Origin of the sequence: Streptomyces sp. NPDC048523 (assembly GCF_043199815.1) — a bacterium.
Classification (GTDB): Bacteria; Actinomycetota; Actinomycetes; order Streptomycetales; family Streptomycetaceae; genus Streptomyces.
Genome location: NZ_JBICWQ010000002.1, coordinates 1323348 through 1339238, shown reverse-complemented (window position 1 = coordinate 1339238; position 15891 = coordinate 1323348). Strand labels below are relative to the sequence as shown.

The 15891-nt window shown below is 68.5% G+C and carries 19 protein-coding genes and 1 tRNA gene; 14 read left to right on the top strand and 6 right to left on the bottom strand.

Annotated elements, in window-relative coordinates; genetic code table 11:
* The first annotated feature begins 133 nt into the window (after positions 1 to 133).
* The 5 genes from ACGFWE_RS15175 (at position 134) to ACGFWE_RS15155 (ending at position 3579) form a co-directional block, all read left to right on the top strand.
* Complete coding sequence (locus ACGFWE_RS15175) at positions 134 to 1585, top strand: amino acid permease (RefSeq protein WP_393600135.1); 1452 nt, start codon at positions 134 to 136, stop codon at positions 1583 to 1585.
* A 71-nt stretch (positions 1586 to 1656) separates the two neighbouring features.
* Complete coding sequence (locus tag ACGFWE_RS15170) at positions 1657 to 2079, top strand: Mov34/MPN/PAD-1 family protein (protein WP_393600134.1); 423 nt, start codon at positions 1657 to 1659, stop codon at positions 2077 to 2079.
* Positions 2080 to 2158: 79 nt separating this feature from the next.
* A complete protein-coding gene (locus tag ACGFWE_RS15165; RefSeq protein ID WP_020940333.1) occupies positions 2159 to 2254 on the top strand; it encodes a putative leader peptide in 96 nt (31 codons plus the stop codon).
* 89 nt (positions 2255 to 2343) lie between these two features.
* Positions 2344 to 2622 (top strand): MoaD/ThiS family protein, encoded by a 279-nt coding sequence (locus ACGFWE_RS15160; RefSeq protein ID WP_352391178.1) that lies wholly within the window; start codon positions 2344 to 2346, stop codon positions 2620 to 2622.
* A gap of 6 nt (positions 2623 to 2628) precedes the next feature.
* Entirely contained in the window at positions 2629 to 3579 is a 951-nt protein-coding gene (locus tag ACGFWE_RS15155; RefSeq protein WP_352391179.1) for a cysteine synthase, read from the top strand.
* Between the two features lie 30 nt (positions 3580 to 3609).
* Here the strand turns inward: ACGFWE_RS15155 and ACGFWE_RS15150 are convergent, their stop codons facing one another.
* Positions 3610 to 4062 carry a type II toxin-antitoxin system PemK/MazF family toxin gene (locus ACGFWE_RS15150; RefSeq protein ID WP_352391180.1) on the bottom strand — a complete coding sequence of 151 codons (453 nt, stop codon included), beginning with the start codon at positions 4060 to 4062 and terminating at the stop codon, positions 3610 to 3612.
* A gap of 235 nt (positions 4063 to 4297) precedes the next feature.
* Here ACGFWE_RS15150 and ACGFWE_RS15145 point away from each other — a divergent pair, with 235 nt between their 5' ends.
* A complete protein-coding gene (locus tag ACGFWE_RS15145; protein WP_352391181.1) occupies positions 4298 to 5050 on the top strand; it encodes an MBL fold metallo-hydrolase in 753 nt (250 codons plus the stop codon).
* An 83-nt stretch (positions 5051 to 5133) separates the two neighbouring features.
* Here ACGFWE_RS15145 and ACGFWE_RS15140 read toward each other — a convergent pair whose 3' ends face one another.
* Positions 5134 to 6384: a PTS transporter subunit EIIC gene (locus ACGFWE_RS15140; RefSeq protein ID WP_352391182.1), complete on the bottom strand. Its 1251-nt coding sequence runs from the start codon at positions 6382 to 6384 to the stop codon at positions 5134 to 5136.
* A gap of 103 nt (positions 6385 to 6487) precedes the next feature.
* Complete coding sequence (locus ACGFWE_RS15135) at positions 6488 to 7780, bottom strand: PTS transporter subunit EIIC (RefSeq protein WP_393600133.1); 1293 nt, start codon at positions 7778 to 7780, stop codon at positions 6488 to 6490.
* A 127-nt stretch (positions 7781 to 7907) separates the two neighbouring features.
* On the opposite strand from ACGFWE_RS15135, the gene ACGFWE_RS15130 reads away from it, so the two are divergent.
* From ACGFWE_RS15130 to rdgB, 4 genes are all read left to right on the top strand, one after another.
* Positions 7908 to 8141 carry a PTS glucose/sucrose transporter subunit IIB gene (locus tag ACGFWE_RS15130; protein WP_311717686.1) on the top strand — a complete coding sequence of 78 codons (234 nt, stop codon included), beginning with the start codon at positions 7908 to 7910 and terminating at the stop codon, positions 8139 to 8141.
* Positions 8142 to 8179: 38 nt separating this feature from the next.
* Positions 8180 to 8917 carry a ribonuclease PH gene (gene rph / locus ACGFWE_RS15125; RefSeq protein ID WP_352391184.1) on the top strand — a complete coding sequence of 246 codons (738 nt, stop codon included), beginning with the start codon at positions 8180 to 8182 and terminating at the stop codon, positions 8915 to 8917.
* Between the two features lie 163 nt (positions 8918 to 9080).
* A complete protein-coding gene (locus tag ACGFWE_RS15120) occupies positions 9081 to 9485 on the top strand; it encodes a hypothetical protein (RefSeq protein ID WP_352391205.1) in 405 nt (134 codons plus the stop codon).
* A gap of 10 nt (positions 9486 to 9495) precedes the next feature.
* Positions 9496 to 10098, top strand: a complete 603-nt coding sequence (gene rdgB / locus ACGFWE_RS15115; protein ID WP_393600132.1) for an RdgB/HAM1 family non-canonical purine NTP pyrophosphatase — start codon at positions 9496 to 9498, stop codon at positions 10096 to 10098.
* A 44-nt stretch (positions 10099 to 10142) separates the two neighbouring features.
* Here the strand turns inward: rdgB and ACGFWE_RS15110 are convergent.
* Positions 10143 to 10226, bottom strand: a tRNA-Leu gene (locus ACGFWE_RS15110).
* Positions 10227 to 10293: 67 nt separating this feature from the next.
* Positions 10294 to 10761, bottom strand: coding sequence for a thioredoxin-dependent thiol peroxidase (gene bcp, locus ACGFWE_RS15105; RefSeq protein ID WP_352391186.1), 468 nt, complete (start codon positions 10759 to 10761; stop codon positions 10294 to 10296).
* 93 nt (positions 10762 to 10854) lie between these two features.
* On the opposite strand from bcp, the gene ACGFWE_RS15100 reads away from it, so the two are divergent.
* The gene (locus tag ACGFWE_RS15100; protein WP_352391187.1) at positions 10855 to 11184 is read left to right on the top strand and encodes a DUF3618 domain-containing protein; all 330 of its coding nucleotides are present in this window, start codon (positions 10855 to 10857) and stop codon (positions 11182 to 11184) included.
* Positions 11185 to 11228: 44 nt separating this feature from the next.
* Complete coding sequence (locus ACGFWE_RS15095; RefSeq protein WP_123761009.1) at positions 11229 to 11579, top strand: co-chaperone GroES; 351 nt, start codon at positions 11229 to 11231, stop codon at positions 11577 to 11579.
* A 69-nt stretch (positions 11580 to 11648) separates the two neighbouring features.
* Here the strand turns inward: ACGFWE_RS15095 and ACGFWE_RS15090 are convergent, their stop codons facing one another.
* Entirely contained in the window at positions 11649 to 14066 is a 2418-nt protein-coding gene (locus ACGFWE_RS15090; RefSeq protein WP_352391188.1) for a transglycosylase domain-containing protein, read from the bottom strand.
* Between the two features lie 202 nt (positions 14067 to 14268).
* On the opposite strand from ACGFWE_RS15090, the gene ACGFWE_RS15085 reads away from it, so the two are divergent.
* Together ACGFWE_RS15085 and ACGFWE_RS15080 are read left to right on the top strand one after the other, a co-directional pair.
* Positions 14269 to 15069 (top strand): ABC-2 family transporter protein, encoded by an 801-nt coding sequence (locus ACGFWE_RS15085; RefSeq protein WP_352391206.1) that lies wholly within the window; start codon positions 14269 to 14271, stop codon positions 15067 to 15069.
* Positions 15070 to 15124: 55 nt separating this feature from the next.
* Positions 15125 to 15889 (top strand): ABC transporter permease, encoded by a 765-nt coding sequence (locus ACGFWE_RS15080; protein ID WP_393600214.1) that lies wholly within the window; start codon positions 15125 to 15127, stop codon positions 15887 to 15889.
* The last annotated feature ends 2 nt before the right edge of the window (positions 15890 to 15891 follow it).

The window sequence follows — 15891 nt, the reverse complement described above, 5'->3', positions numbered from 1 at the left end:
CGTATGTTCGGCCGGGTGCGCCACCGAGCCGGTAACCGCCGGCCAGGCACGACTCCATCAATCCGGGGGGATCGAGAACCGGTCCGAGGCCGACGAGAGGCCCGGTCCGGTATGGAGAAAGGCGCACCACCACATGACCTCCGCTCAGGTCGAAGACAAGGGCTCAGGACCGGAGAAGGCCCCGAACGCCTCCGAAGAGGGTTACGAGCGCGGACTCGGCAGCCGCCAGGTCCAGATGATCGCGATCGGCGGCGCCATCGGCGTCGGCCTCTTCCTCAACGCCGGGGCGAACATCGCCAAGGCCGGTCCGAGCCTCATCCTGATGTACGCCGTCGCCGGCGTGATCATCTTCTTCATCATGCGGGCACTGGGCGAGCTGCTGCTCTACCGCCCGGTCTCCGGCTCGTTCGCGGAGTACTCCCGCGAGTTCCTCGGCCCGTTCTTCGGCTACTTCACCGGCTGGACCTACTGGCTGCTGTGGGTCGTCACCGGCATGGCGGAACTCACCGCCGCCGCGATCTACGTCAACTACTGGTTCCCCGCCGTCCCGCAGTGGACGACGGCCCTGGTCTTCCTGGTCGTCCTGTTCGTGGCGAACCTGATCTCGGTGAAGCTGTTCGGCGAGATCGAGTTCTGGTTCTCGATGATCAAGGTCACCGCCCTCATCGGCATGATCGTGATCGGCCTCGGCGTGCTGACCTTCGGCTTCAGCGCGGCCGGCGACACCGCCGCGGTCTCCAACCTCTGGGCCTTCGACGGCTTCTTCCCCAAGGGCGTCGGCTCCTCGCTGATGACCCTGCAGGGCGTGATGTTCGCCTACCTCGCCGTCGAACTGGTCGGCGTGACCGCCGGTGAGTCCGAGAACCCCGAGAAGACCCTCCCCAAGGCGATCAACACCCTGCCCTGGCGCATCGGCCTCTTCTACGTCGGTGCCCTCACCGTCATCCTGTGCGTGGTCAAGTGGACCGAGTTCGCGGCCGGCGTCAGCCCCTTCGTGAAGGCCTTCGCCGTGATCGGCATCCCCGCGGGCGCCGGCATCGTGAACTTCGTCGTCCTCACCGCGGCCCTGTCCTCCTGCAACTCCGGCATGTACTCCACGGGCCGCATGCTGCGCACCCTCGCCGACAGCGGAGAGGCACCGCAGGCCTTCAACAAGCTCTCCGTCACCCGCACCCCGGCGCTGGCCATCACGGTCTCCGTCCTCTTCATGGGCATCGGCGTGGTGCTGAACTACGTCGTGCCGGAGAAGGCCTTCGGATACGTCGTCTCGGTCGCGACCGCCGCGGGCATCTGGACCTGGCTGATGATCCTGATCAGCCATGTGCGCTACCGCCGAGAGGTCGTGGCAGGGCGTCTGCCCTCCTCCTCCTTCCCGGCACCGGGCGGCTCCGTCGGCAGCTGGATCGCCATCGTGTTCCTGCTCTTCGTGACCTGCCTGATCGCGTACGACGCGGACTCGCGGGTGTGCCTGTACGTGATGGCGGGCTGGGCCGCGGCGCTGGGCGTGGGCTGGCTCGTGCTGAAGTCCCGTCACCCGCAGATCGCGGACCGGCGGGAGCCGGAGTTCGACAAGGTCTCCGGATAGAACGTCCGGCATCTGGGCTGCCCCGTACCACTCCTCGGTACCGGGCAGCCCTTCTGCTTATCCTGACCACCATGCTGACCATCACCCAGGCCCTCGTCGACCAGATCGTCGCGCACGCGCGCAAGGACCACCCCGACGAGGCGTGCGGAGTCGTCGCGGGACCGGCCGGGTCGGACCGCCCCGAGCGCTTCATCCCCATGCTCAACGCCGCGATGTCGCCCACCTTCTACGAGTTCGACTCCGGCGACCTGCTCAAGCTGTACCGCGAGATGGACGACCGCGACGAGGAGCCGGTGGTCATCTACCACTCCCACACCGCGACCGAGGCCTACCCCTCCCGCACCGACATCTCCTACGCCAACGAGCCCGGCGCCCACTACGTCCTCGTCTCCACCGCCGACACCGACGGCCTCGGCGACTTCCAGTTCCGCTCCTACCGGATCCTCGACGGCGAGGTCACCGAGGAGGAGGTCACGGTCGTCGAGGCCTACTGATCTCGCGATCCGGTCGGGAACCATCCAGTATGCGAGATCACACTCCGGGATCCGGACCGGGAATCGATACGATGAGCCCATGGTTCTGAACGACGTGAGCGAGAAGACGCCGGGCATCCTGCTCGTGGCGCGGCTGCACGTCGACCTGTGCAGGCTGAACAGCGCCATCTGTTGACCTTCCCTGCCGCCGTACGGCCGTGAGCCGCGGCGCGCGTTCGCCGTGCGCCCACCGACCAGACCACTTTCCGACAGGAGCCCGCCACCATGGCCATCGAGGTCCGCATCCCGACCATCCTCCGCACCTACACCGACGGCCAGAAGGCGGTGGAGGGCAACGGGAACACCCTCGCCGAGCTCTTCGCCGACCTGGAGACCCGGCACACGGGCGTCCAGGCGCGCATCGTGGACGGCGGCGAGCTGCGCCGCTTCGTCAACGTCTACCTCAACGACGAGGACGTCCGCTTCCTCGACGGCATCAACACCAAGCTCACCGACGGTGACAACGTCACGATCCTGCCGGCCGTGGCCGGCGGCATGGCCTGATCGTCGATGCGTTACGACTCCCCGCTGGCCGCGGTGGGCAACACCCCCCTGGTGCGCCTGCCGCGGCTCTCGCCGTCCGCCGACGTCCGTATCTGGGCGAAGCTCGAGGACCGCAACCCGACCGGCTCGGTCAAGGACCGCCCGGCGCTGCACATGATCGAGCAGGCGGAGAAGGACGGCCGCCTCACGCCCGGCTGCACCATCCTGGAGCCCACCTCCGGCAACACCGGCATCTCCCTCGCGATGGCCGCCAAGCTCAAGGGCTACCGCATGGTGTGCGTGATGCCCGAGAACACCTCGCAGGAACGCCGCGAACTGCTCGCCATGTGGGGCGCCGAGATCATCCCGTCCCCGGCCGCGGGCGGCTCCAACACCGCCGTACGGGTCGCCAAGGAGCTGTCCGCCGAGCACCCCGACTGGGTGATGCTCTACCAGTACGGCAACCCCGACAACGCGGGCGCCCACTACGCGACCACCGGCCCGGAGATCCTGGCCGACCTCCCCTCGGTCACCCACTTCGTCGCGGGCCTCGGCACCACCGGCACCCTGATGGGCGTCGGCCGCTACCTGCGTGAGCACAAGCCGGACGTGAAGATCGTCGCCGCCGAGCCGCGCTACGACGACCTGGTCTACGGGCTCAGGAACCTCGACGAGGGCTTCGTACCGGAGCTGTACGACGCGTCGGTGCTGACCACCCGCTTCTCGGTGGGCTCCGCCGACGCGGTCACCCGCACCCGCGAGCTCCTCCAGCAGGAGGGCATCTTCGCGGGCGTCTCCACCGGCGCCGCCCTGCACGCGGCGATCGGCGTCGGCACCAAGGCGCTGAAGGCGGGGGAGTCCGCCGACATCGTGTTCGTCGTGGCCGACGGCGGCTGGAAGTACCTCTCGACGGGCGTCTACACGGCGGCGACGACGGAGGAAGCGATCGAGACGCTCCAGGGCCAGCTCTGGGCGTGACGTTCCACGTCGCGCTCCGAGGGTGACGATCTACGTCGCCAGGTGACGGACCTGATCCCACAGGACCGGGTCCACCACCCCCGCCCTCCGCCGGAAGTCCCCCACCGGCACCTGCCGCAGCTCGTCCGTCTCCAGGAAGCTCGCGCGCCCCTGCGCATCGCCCACCGAGCCCGGCGGCAACGGGATGACCCCGCCCCGCTCGTGGTGGTACTTGCTGGTGATCTTCGCGACGGTGACCCGCCCGCCGCGCACCGCCAGCACGAGACACGGCCGGTCCTTGCCCCCCGGACCGTCCTCGTACGGCACCTGCGCCCACCAGATCTCGGCGGGCCGCGGCCGCACCCCCGTCGTACGCCCGGACGGCCGAGTCGTCCGGTCCGCGCGCCCGCGAGGCCGATGCCCCCGCCCCCAGCCGTCCACCAGGGTGGCGACCAGCGCGAGCAGCACCACCGCCACGAGCGCGAGCCACCAGGACGTGTCCATGAGGACGACCGTACCGGCGCGCGAACTGCCCCGCGCGCCCTCTGCGTAACCCGTGATCCCTCTCTCACTCCCTACGCGCCGCTGGTCCAGCCGAACCGGTGACAGCACAGGTGAGTTCGCCCACAACAGCCCTTGGCGGAGGAGCGACCGGGGGTTTTGCGCCTTACGCTCGACGGACCGCACGACCCCCGTTCTCCATCCCAGAAAAGTTCCCGCCAGCGGAGGTTTCTGTTTTATGAAGCTCACCGTCGTCGGCTGCTCGGGGTCGTTCCCGTCCGCGGAATCGGCCTGCTCGAGCTACCTCGTCGAGGCCGACGGCTACCGGCTGCTTCTCGACATGGGCAACGGTGCCCTTGGCGAGCTGCAGCGCCACTGCGGTCTCTACGACCTCGACGCGATCTTCCTCAGCCATCTGCACGCCGACCACTGCATCGACATGTGCGCGTACTTCGTCGCGCGCTACTACCGCCACGACGGCGGCCGCTGCGACCCCCTCCCGGTCTACGGCCCCGAGGGCACCGAGCACCGCCTCACCACGGCCTACGCCGACACCCCCACCGCCTCCTCCATGAGCGAGGTCTTCGACTTCCACACGGTCAAGCCGTCCACCTTCGACATCGGCCCGTTCACGGTCCACACCGAGCGAGTGGCGCACCCGGTGGAGGCGTACGGCATCCGCGTCGAGCACGGCGGCAAGTCCCTGACCTACTCCGGCGACACCGGTCTGAGCCCCGCCCTGACCGAACTCGCCCGCGACACCGACCTGTTCCTGTGCGAGGCCGCCTTCACGCACGGCAAGGAAGACATCCCCGACCTGCACCTCAACGGCCGCGAGGCGGGTGAGACGGCGACCCGGGCAGGCGCCCGCCGCCTGGTCCTCACCCACATCCCCCCGTGGACCGACCCCCAGGTCAACCTCGCCGACGCGCGCGCGGTTTTCGACGGCACGGTGTCCCTGGCGACGCCGAGGCAGTCGTACGAGATCTAGCACCACGGCATCGCCCACGGCACGACGAAGGCCCCCGGAGAGGTTCAGGACTCCGGGGGCCTTCGTCGTACGTCAGCCGGGCATCAGGCCTTCGTGAGGTCCTCGACCTCCTCCTCGGGCTCGCGGCCGGGGGTGGGGAGGTTCCACTTGACGATGGCGAAGCGGAAGACGGCGTAGTAGATCGCGCCGAAGACCAGGCCTATCGGGATGATCAGCCAGGGCTTCGTGGCCAGGTTCCAGTTCAGCCCGTAGTCGATGGCGCCCGCAGAGAAGGTGAAGCCCGCGTGGACGCCGAGCGCCCAGGTGACCGCCATGGAGACAGCGGTCAGCACCGCGTGGATCGCGTACAGAATCGGTGCGACGAACATGAACGAGAACTCGATCGGCTCGGTCACACCGGTCCAGAAGGAGGTCAGCGCGAGCGAAATCATCATGCCCATCACGGCCTTGCGGCGTTCGGGACGGGCGGAGTGGGCGATCGCGATCGCGGCGGCCGGGAGACCGAACATCATGATCGGGAAGAAGCCCGACATGAACTGGCCGGCGGTCGGGTCACCGGCGAAGAAGCGGGTCAGGTCGCCGTGGACGACGGTGCCCGAGGCGTTCTTGAAGTCGCCGATCTGGAACCAGGCGACGGAGTTCACGAACTGGTGCATGCCGACCGGGATCAGCGCACGGTTGATCAGACCGAACAGACCGGCACCGAAGGCACCGAGACCGGTGATCCACTCGCCGAAGTTCGAGATGCCCTCACCGATCGGCTCCCAGACCAGGCCGAAGAAGACGCCCAGGAGCGTGCCGACGAAGGCCATGATGATCGGCACCAGACGGCGGCCGTTGAAGAAGCCGAGCCAGTCCACCAGCTTGGTCCGGTGGAAGCGCTGCCACAGCACCGCGGACAGCAGACCCATGATGATGCCGCCGAGGACACCGGGGTTGTTGTAGGTCGCGGCTATGTCCGCACCCGCCTGGACCTTGGCCTCGGTGACCGGGAACGCCTTCAGGACGTTGCTGTAGACCAGGAACCCGACCAGGGCGGCCAGCGCGGTCGAGCCGTCCGACTTCTTGGCGAAGCCGATCGCCACACCGATGCAGAACAGCATCGGCAGGTTGTCGAAGATGGCGCCGCCCGCCGTGGCGAAGACCGCCGTGACCTTGTCGGGCAGGTGCAACTTGTCGTGGACGTCCTGCTGGCCGAACCGGAGCAGCAAACCCGCCGCCGGCAGCACGGCGATCGGGAGCTGCAGGCTGCGGCCTACCTTTTGGAGGCCCTGAAAAAGGCCTGATCCCCGCTTCTTCGGGGGCGCCGCCGAGGGCGCAGTGGCGGTGCTCATAACGCTTCCTCCATCGGGTGGTGGTCTACACCACTCAGTGGTGTAGACCTGTTGTACACGATGGGGGCGTTATAAGGAACCCGTCAGTTCCGCAACCGGAGGACTACACCTTGGTGACGTCCTCGACCTCCTCCTCCGGCTCCCGGCCCGGCGTCTTGAGGTCGAACTTCGTGATCGCGAACCGGAAGATCACGTAATAGAGGACCGCGAAACACAGGCCGATCGGCACGATCGCCCACGGTCTCGTCGCGAGGTTCCAGTTGATGACGTAGTCGATGAGACCGGCCGAGAAGCTGAAACCGTCATGCACCCCCAGCCCCCACGTCACCGCCATCGACACCCCCGTCAGCACCGCGTGCACCACGTACAGCAGCGGCGCGATGAACAGGAACGAGTACTCGATCGGCTCGGTGATCCCCGTCACGAAGGACGTCAGGGCCACGGAGAGCATCAGACCGCCGATCTCCTTGCGCCGCCCCGGCCTCGCACAGTGCGTGATCGCCAGCGCCGCCGCCGGCAGCGCGAACATCATGATCGGGAAGAACCCCGAGGTGAACTGCCCCGCGTTCGGATCCCCCGCCAGGAACATGTTGATGTCACCGTGCACCTCGGTGCCGTCCGGCTTGGTGTACGTCCCGAACTGGAACCAGATGGGCACGTTCAGGAACTGGTGCAACCCGATCACCAGCAACGCCCGGTTCGCGACACCGAACAGCCCCGCACCCCACGCCCCCGCGTCCTTCAGCCAGTCACTGAAGTTCTCCAGCCCGTCACCGATCGGCGGCCACACCCACAGACACAGCGCGGCGAACACGATCGCCACGAACGCCATGATGATCGGCACCAGCCGCCGCCCGTTGAAGAAGCCGAGCCAGTCCACCAGCTTCGTGCGGTGGTACCGCTGCCAGAAGAACGCCGTCAGCAGCCCCATCACGATGCCGCCGAACACCCCCGGATTCTGGTACGTGAACGCCACCACCGTCTGGTCCACCGTCGCCTGGCACCCGATGCCCTGCACAGCCTTCGCCCCGCTCGGACAGGCCTCCGGGAACTGCCTCAACACCGAGAAGTAGACGAGGAATCCGGCCACCGCGGCCAGCGCCGTCGACCCGTCCGACTTCTTCGCCATCCCGATCGCCACACCCACGCAGAACAGCAGCGGCAGTCCCAGCTGACCGTCGAGCAGCGCCCCGCCCGCACCCGCCATCACCTTCGAGACGTTCGTCCAGCCCAGCCCGTCGTCCCCGAACACGTCCGGCTGGCCGAGTCGGTTGAGGATGCCCGCGACCGGCAGCACGGCGATGGGCAGCTGCAGACTGCGGCCCATCTTCTGCAGCCCCTGGAACGCGGACTGCCAACGCCGTCGCGCGGGTGAGATCTCCGTCTCCGAACTCATCAGTTGGCGACCGCCTGTCGGGTGGTGTAGACCAGTCACGGACGATTGAGCAGCTGTGACGTCATCTTTCGGTACACACGGCGCAATCGCTCCCGAAGTTGGGCCAACTGTGCATGAGGAGACCGACATGGCCACCAAGGCAGAGAAGATCGTCGCCGGACTCGGCGGCATCGAGAACATCGAAGAGGTCGAGGGCTGCATCACCCGCCTGCGCACCGAGGTCGTCGACGCGGGCAAGGTCGACGACGCCGCCCTCAAGGCCGCCGGCGCCCACGGCGTCGTCAAGATGGGCACCGCCATCCAGGTCGTCATCGGCACCGACGCCGACCCGATCGCCGCGGAGATCGAGGACATGATGTGAGCTGAGCGCCCACCCGGGAGGCCGATAGGCTCGACGTCATGTCTCGAATCGACGGCCGCACCCCCGAACAACTCCGCCCGGTCACCATCGAACGCGGCTGGAGCAAGCACGCCGAGGGCTCCGTCCTCGTCTCCTTCGGCGACACCAAGGTCTTCTGCACCGCCTCCTTCAGCGAGGGCGTCCCCCGCTGGCGCAAGGGCAGCGGCGAGGGCTGGGTGACCGCCGAGTACTCCATGCTGCCCCGCGCCACCAACACCCGCGGCGACCGCGAATCCGTCCGCGGCAAGATCGGCGGCCGTACGCACGAGATCAGCCGGCTCATCGGCCGCTCCCTGCGCGCGGTCATCGACTACAAGGCGCTCGGCGAGAACACCATCGTCCTCGACTGCGACGTCCTCCAGGCCGACGGCGGCACCCGCACCGCCGCGATCACCGGCGCCTACGTCGCCCTCGCCGACGCCGTCGCCTGGGCCCAGGGCAAGAAACTGATCAAGGCCGGCCGCCGACCGCTGACCGGAACCGTGAGCGCGGTCTCCGTCGGCATCGTGGGAGGCGTCCCCCTCCTCGACCTCCGCTACGAGGAGGACGTCAAGGCCGACACCGACATGAACGTCGTCTGCACCGGCGACGGCCGCTTCGTCGAGGTCCAGGGCACCGCCGAGGCCGAGCCCTTCGCCCGCGACGAGCTCAACTCCCTCCTCGACCTCGCGGTCCTGGGCTGCTCGGAACTCGCCGTCCTGCAGAACAAGGCGCTCGACACGGTCCTCGAAAGGTAAAGGGACCGCCAAGAAACGGTGGCCGGCGCGCGCAACCCGACCGACCGTACCGGCGTCTTCGGGAGTACGGGCGCCCGCTTGTGCACAACGGGCGCCCGGCCAGTCAACGGGGGGCCCCTGAGGCCTGCCACAGGGAGGAAACAGATCCATGGCCGCGAGATCCATGGCCGCGAGCCGACGCCGCCGCAGTCGCCGTATCACCATCGCCGCCGCGGTGGCCGCCGTGGGACTCACGGTCGGCCTCACCACCGGCTGCGACGCCGTCAGCAAGGCACTGGACTGCGTCCAGACCGCCGAGGCCGTCGCCGACAGCGTCACCGACCTCCAGCAGGCCGTGGAGAACGCCTCCAACGACCCCACCCAGATCGACGAGGCCCTCGCGTCCATCGACCAGAACCTCGACGAGATCGGCGACAAGACCGACAACGCCGACGTCAACAAGGCGGTCGACCACCTCAACTCCGCCGTGTCCAACGTCCGTACGGCGGTCAAGAACGGCGACGAGACCCCGGACCTGAGCCCGATCACCGACGCGGCCGGCGAACTCACCAAGGTCTGCACGCCGTAATACTGGTGGCATGACCCGCCTGATCCTCGCCACCCGCAACGCCGGCAAAATCACCGAGCTCCACGCGATCCTCGCCGACGCAGGTCTGCCCTTCGACCTCGTCGGCGCGGACGCGTACCCCGAGATCCCCGACGTCAAGGAAACCGGCGTCACCTTCGCCGAGAACGCCCTCCTCAAGGCCCACGCCCTGGCCCAGGCCACGGGCCTCCCCGCGGTCGCGGACGACTCGGGCCTGTGCGTGGACGTCCTGAACGGCGCCCCGGGAATCTTCTCGGCCCGCTGGTCGGGGAGCCACGGCGACGACCGCGCGAGCCTGGAGTTGCTGCTGGCCCAGCTCTCGGACATCGCCGACGAACACCGAGGCGCCCACTTCGCCTGCGCGGCGGCCCTGGCGCTGCCGGACGGCACGGAGAGGGTGGTCGAGGGCCAACTGCGGGGCCTCCTCCGCCACACCCCCGTGGGCACGAACGGCTTCGGCTACGACCCGATCCTCCAGCCGGAGGGCGAGACCCGAACGTGCGCGGAGCTCTCACCGGAGGAGAAGAACGCGATCAGCCACCGGGGACAGGCGTTCCGGGCGCTGGTGCCGGTGGTTCGGGAGTTGTTGGGCTGAAAAATGTTGGAAGGGCCGCCTTGTCGGGCGGCCCTTCGACAGTGTGCGGCCGGTGGGACTCGAACCCACACGGGTGTGAACCCACTGGGACCTAAACCCAGCATGACTGCCAATTCCATCACGGCCGCTCATACGGTCATCGCGCGTGACCGGCGGCACTCAGTGTACGGGTTGGCCCAGCTCCTGACGTGAGGGTCAGACCGACAGGTCCTTCAGTAGTTTGGCCACGTGGCCCGTCGCGCGGACGTTGTACAGGGCCCGTTCGACCTTGCCCTCCTCGTCCACGACGATCGTGGAGCGGATGACGCCCATGTACGTCTTGCCGTAGTTCTTCTTCTCGCCATAGGCGCCGTAGGCCTCGGTGACGGTCTTCTCCGGGTCGGCCAGGAGCGTGACCTTCAGGGATTCCTTGTCGCGGAACTTCGCCAGCTTCTCCGGGGCGTCGGGGGAGATGCCGAGGACGTCGTAGCCCGCGCCGGCCAGGACCTCCAGGTTGTCGGTGAAGTCGCAGGCCTGCTTCGTGCAGCCGGGGGTCAGGGCGGCCGGGTAGAAGTAGACGATGACCTTGCGGCCCTTGTGGTCGGACAGGGACACGTCGTTGCCGTCGGCGTCGGGCAGGGTGAAGGCGGGGGCCACGTCCCCCGGCTGGAGTCGCTCGCTCATTGGGTCAGCGTAACCGGGGGTCCTGACCGTGCGGTCGCGGGCGGAACTGACACACTGTCCAGGACAAGTAGCAGCGACACCGGAGGCTCTACCGTGGCGGACACGTCGGACATCAGAACCCCGGCGCAGATCGAGGCGGACATCAAGCGCCGCCGCGAGGTGCTGGCAGACACGCTCGACGAGATCGGGGTGCGGGTGCACCCCAAGACGGTCGTCGGCGACGCCAAGGCGAAAGTCGTCTCCACCATCGACCACACGCTCGGGCGGGCGTACGTCTCCGTCAACAAGGCCGTCACGGATGTGAAGGCCCAGTTCGTGGACGAGGAGGGCGCGCCCCGGCTCGAGCGCGTCGTGCCGGTCGCCCTCGTCGCCGTGGGACTCGTGGGGCTGCTCGCCCTGAGCACCCGGCGCCGCAAGGGCTGACCCGGCCGCGTACACGGGTGCCGAAGACAGGTAGGTTCAGTGGCGTGAGCGCGAAGAGAAACGACACCCCGCACGACAAGCTGCCCATCCGGATGCTGCACGACCGCGTACTCGTGCGGCAGGAGAACGGTGAGGGCGAGCGGCGGTCGGGTGGCGGCATCCTGATTCCCGCCACCGCGGCCGTCGGGCGCCGGCTGGCCTGGGCCGAGGTCGTCGCCGTGGGGCAGAACGTACGGACCGTGGAGCCCGGGGACCGGGTGCTGTACGACCCGGAGGACCGGGCCGAGGTCGAGGTGCGCGGGACCGGTTACGTCCTCATGCGTGAGCGTGACCTGCACGCCGTGGCGGCCGACCGGTTCGAGGGCTCCGAGGACTCGACAGGCCTGTACCTGTAGACAGAAGGAAAAACCCGAGAGGGGCCGGTGACCATCGTCACCGGCCCCTCTCGTCGTGTCGTGGGACGGTCAGTCCCGTCTGGCCGGGCTCACCAGGCCCGCGCCCTCCGTCGTCGCCCCGCCGCTCGGGTTGTCTCCGGTGGTGCCTCCGGTCGTGTCACCCGTGGTGCCGCCGTCGCCGGTGGTGCCGCCGTTCGTCGGGCCGCCCGTGGTCCCGCCCGTCGTGGTGCCGCCGCCGTCCGTGGTGCCGCCGTCTGTCGTGCCCCCGGTGGTGCCGCCCGTCGTGGTGTCGCCGCCGGTCGTGGTCGTACCGCCGTTGTCCTGGCCCTGGGTCTGCCCCTCGGTCTGGCCCTGGGTGTCCTGGCCGCCGGTGGTGTCGCCCGTGGTGCCGCCGTCGTCCTGGCCGCCCGTGGTCGGGTCGACGGGGGCCTGGCTGCTGGGGGCCACCTCGTCGGCGCCCGCCTGGAGCTCGAGGTCGAAGTCGCTGTCCGAGGTGCCCTTGAGGGCGGCCTTGGTGTACTGCGCCCAGATCTCGGCGGGCGGTCCGCCGCCGTTGACGCGCTGCAGGCCCATCGCGCCGTACAGCGACTTGTGCGCGGCGGTCACCGGGTCCTGGCCCATGACGGAGACGACCGTGGCCAGTTCGGGGGTGTAGCCGGCGAACCAGGCCGCGGTGTCCTCCTCGGCGGTGCCGGTCTTGCCGGCGGCGGGGCGGCCCGCGCCCTGGGCGGCGGTGGCGGTGCCGTTCTCGACGACGCTCTGCAGGATCGAGGTGGTGGTGTCGGCGGCCTCGCGGCTGACGGCCTGCTCGGTCTTCTTCCGGGGCAGCTCGACGGTCTGCTCACCGTCCTTGGTGATCTTGTCGATCATCGTGTACGTGCCGTGCCGGCCGTGGTTGGCGAGGGTGGCGTAGGCCTCCGCCATGTCGAGGACGCTCGCGGTGTTCACGCCGAGCGCGATGGACGGGGAGGCCGTCAGGTCCGGGGTGTCGGAGGGGATGCCCAGGTCGATCGCGGTCTGCTTGACCTTGTCGGAGCCGACGTCGACGGCCATCTGCGCGTACACCGAGTTGACGGACTTGTCGGTGGCCGCGCGGACGGTGATCTCGCCGTAGGAGCCCTGGTCCTCGTTCTCGGGGGCGTAGGTGCCGCCGTTCCACCCGACGACGGGGCGCTTGTTGGTGCCGTCGTAGTAGGTGTTGGGCGTGATGAGCTGCCCGTCCTGGGTCTCGGAGTGGTTCTGGACGGCCGAGGCGAACACGATGGGCTTGAAGATGGAGCCGACCTGGAAGTCGCCGCGGGTCGCGCCGTTCGTGTACTGCTTGACGTAGTCGATGCCGCCGTACATCGCGACGACCTTGCCGGTCTTCGGGTCGACGGAGGCGCCGCCCGCGCGCACGTAGTTGTCGACCTTGTTGTTCTTCTTGTCGAGCTTCTTGATCACCTGGTCATTGACGGCCTTCACGAAGGCGTTCTGCTTGCCCTTGTCCAGGGTGGTGGTGATGCGGTAGCCGCCCGCTTCCAGCTGTTCCTTGGTGAGGATCTTGTTGTCGAGGATGTAGTCCTCGACCGCGTTCTTGATGTAGCCGCGCTGTCCGGACAGGCCGGTGGAGACGGTCTGTTCCTTCGGCATGGGGAACTTCAGTCCGGTGCGCTCGGACTGGGCCAGCCAGCCCTTCTTGACCATGCCGTCCAGGACGTAGTTCCAGCGGGCCTGGGCCGCCGCCTTGTTCCCCGGGTGCGCGACGACGTCGTACTCGCTCGGCGCGTTGACCAGCGCGGCGAGGTAGGCGGCGTGGGCCGGGTCGAGCTCGACGGCGTCCATGCCGTAGTAGGCCTGGGCGGCGGACTGGATGCCGTAGGCGTTGCGGCCGAAGTAGCTGGTGTTGAGGTAGCCCTCGAGGATCTGGTCCTTGGGCTTCTCGCGGTCCAGCTTGATCGAGATGAAGAACTCCTTGGCCTTGCGGGTGACGGTCTGTTCCTGGGCCAGGTAGTAGTTCTTCACGTACTGCTGGGTGATCGTGGAGCCGGACTGCTTGCCCTTGCCGGTGGCGGTGTTCCAGCCGGCGCGGAGCATGGCCTTGGGGTCGATCGCGGACTCGGTGTAGAAGTCGCGGTCCTCGGCGGCGAGGACGGCGTGCTGGGCGGCCTTGGAGACCTGCGAGAGGGAGACGTTCTCGCGGTTGACCTCGCCGTCGCGGGCGAGCTGGCTGCCGTCGGCGTAGAGGTAGACGTTGGACTGCTTCATGGCGAGCGCGTTGGCCGGCGGGATGTTGACCATGGAGTAGCCGAGGAAGAACAGGCCGGCCAGGAGGATCAGTCCGAGGACGAAGGTGCCCAGCACCATGCGCCAGGTCGGGATCACCCGTCGCCAGCCGGTGCGCCTGGGCCGCTTGGCCTTCTTCTTGTCGCCGGGCTCTTCGGGCGTCTGCGTCTGCGGTTCGCTCGGTGCCCAGCCCTTGGTCGGCTGCTGCGGCTGGTCGCTCATCTCGTGCACGGACTCCTGTTTCGCGTCGTACGTTCCCGTACGACCTCGTACGCCTTCTGCGTCCCCTGTTGAAGACTCTCGCACCCTGCGTTCCGTTCCCGGATATGGCGCGCGTCTCGCCGGGAAAATGGGTGGCCTCCCCTGTCACCTGCGCACTAGGCTCCTGCGCTTTGGTGCCGGCGGGCCGAGGAGGGCTGTGGATGTGGGTTCCTGGCGGTTGTACGCGGCCGTCGCGGCAGGGGGATTCAGACGATACGCGACATATCGCGCGGCCACGTTCGCGGGGGTGTTCACCAACACCGTTTTCGGTGTGATCCTCGTCTACACGTATCTCGCGCTGTGGGACGAGAAGCCCCATCTCGGGGGCTACGACCAGGCGCAGGCGGTCACGTACGTGTGGCTGGGGCAGTGTCTCTACTCGACGCTGGCGATCCAGGGCGGCGGCGCCGAGAAGGACGTGATCGAGCGGATCCGCACGGGGGAGATCGCGGTGGATCTGTACCGCCCTGCCGACCTCCAACTGTGGTGGCTGGCGAGCGACTTGGGCAGGTCCCTGTTCCAGCTGGTGGGCCGCGGTGTGATCCCCTTCACCTTCGGCGCGCTGTTCTTCCCGATGGCGCTGCCCACGGACGTCATGTCCTGGGCGGCCCTGCTGGTGGCGCTGCTGCTCGCGATGCTGGTCAGTTTCGCGATCCGCTATCTGGCCGCCCTGAGCGTGTTCTGGCTGCTGGACGGCATGGGCATCATGCAGGCGGTGATGATCACGGGGGTCTTCTGCTCGGGCATCGTGTTCCCGCTCAACGCCTTCCCCGGGGTGCTGGGCGACATCGTGCGGGCGCTGCCGTGGGCGGCGCAGCTCCAGGTGCCGGCGGACGTGCTGATGGGGGAGACCGACCCGCTCGGGGCGTACGCCTTCCAGGCGACCTGGGCGGTGGTGCTGCTGGGGGCCGGGCGGCTGCTGCAGTCGGCGGCGACCCGGCGGGTGGTGGTGCAGGGTGGCTGAGACCGGGACGTCCCGCCTGGGCGAGGGTGTGCGGGCCTACTGGCTGATCGCGGGCATGTGGGTGCGATCCTCCATGACCTACCGCACCTCCTTCGTCGTCACGATGTGCGGCAACCTGCTGATGACCTGCCTGGACTTCGTCGGGATCCTGCTGATGTTCTCGCAGGTCGACTCGCTGGGCGGCTGGGGCCTGCCCGAGATCGCCTTCCTCTACGGCCTCTCGGTGACCGCCTTCGGGATCGCCGACCTGGTGCTCGGCTCGATGGACGTGCTGGGCGGCCGGATCCGGGACGGCTCCTTCGACATACTGCTGGTGCGGCCGGCACCGGTGCTCGCGCAGATCGGGGCGGACCACTTCGCGGTGCGCCGCCTGGGCCGGATCATCCAGGGCACGGTGGTGCTGGTGTGGGCGCTGGCTTCGGTGGACGTCGACTGGAGCGCGGCGAAGGTGCTGCTGGTGCCGGTGATGGTGGTCAGCGGCGCGGTGCTCTTCAGCGCGCTGTTCGTGGCGGGCGCGGCCTTCCAGATCTTCGCGCAGGACGCCGCCGAGGTGCAGAACGCGTTCACGTACGGCGGTACGACCCTGCTCCAGTACCCGCCGACGGTGTTCGGGAAGGACTTCGTGCGCGGGGTGACGTTCGTGCTGCCCCTCGCCTTCGTCAACTGGGTGCCGGCCTCCTATGTGCTGGGCAGGCCGTATCCGCTGGATCTGCCGCGGTGGGCGGCCTTCACACCGCCGCTGGTGGCGCTGGCGTGCTGTGCGCTGGCCGGGCTCGCGTGGCGGGCCGGGCTCGGGTCGTATCGGAGTACCGGGAGTTAGCG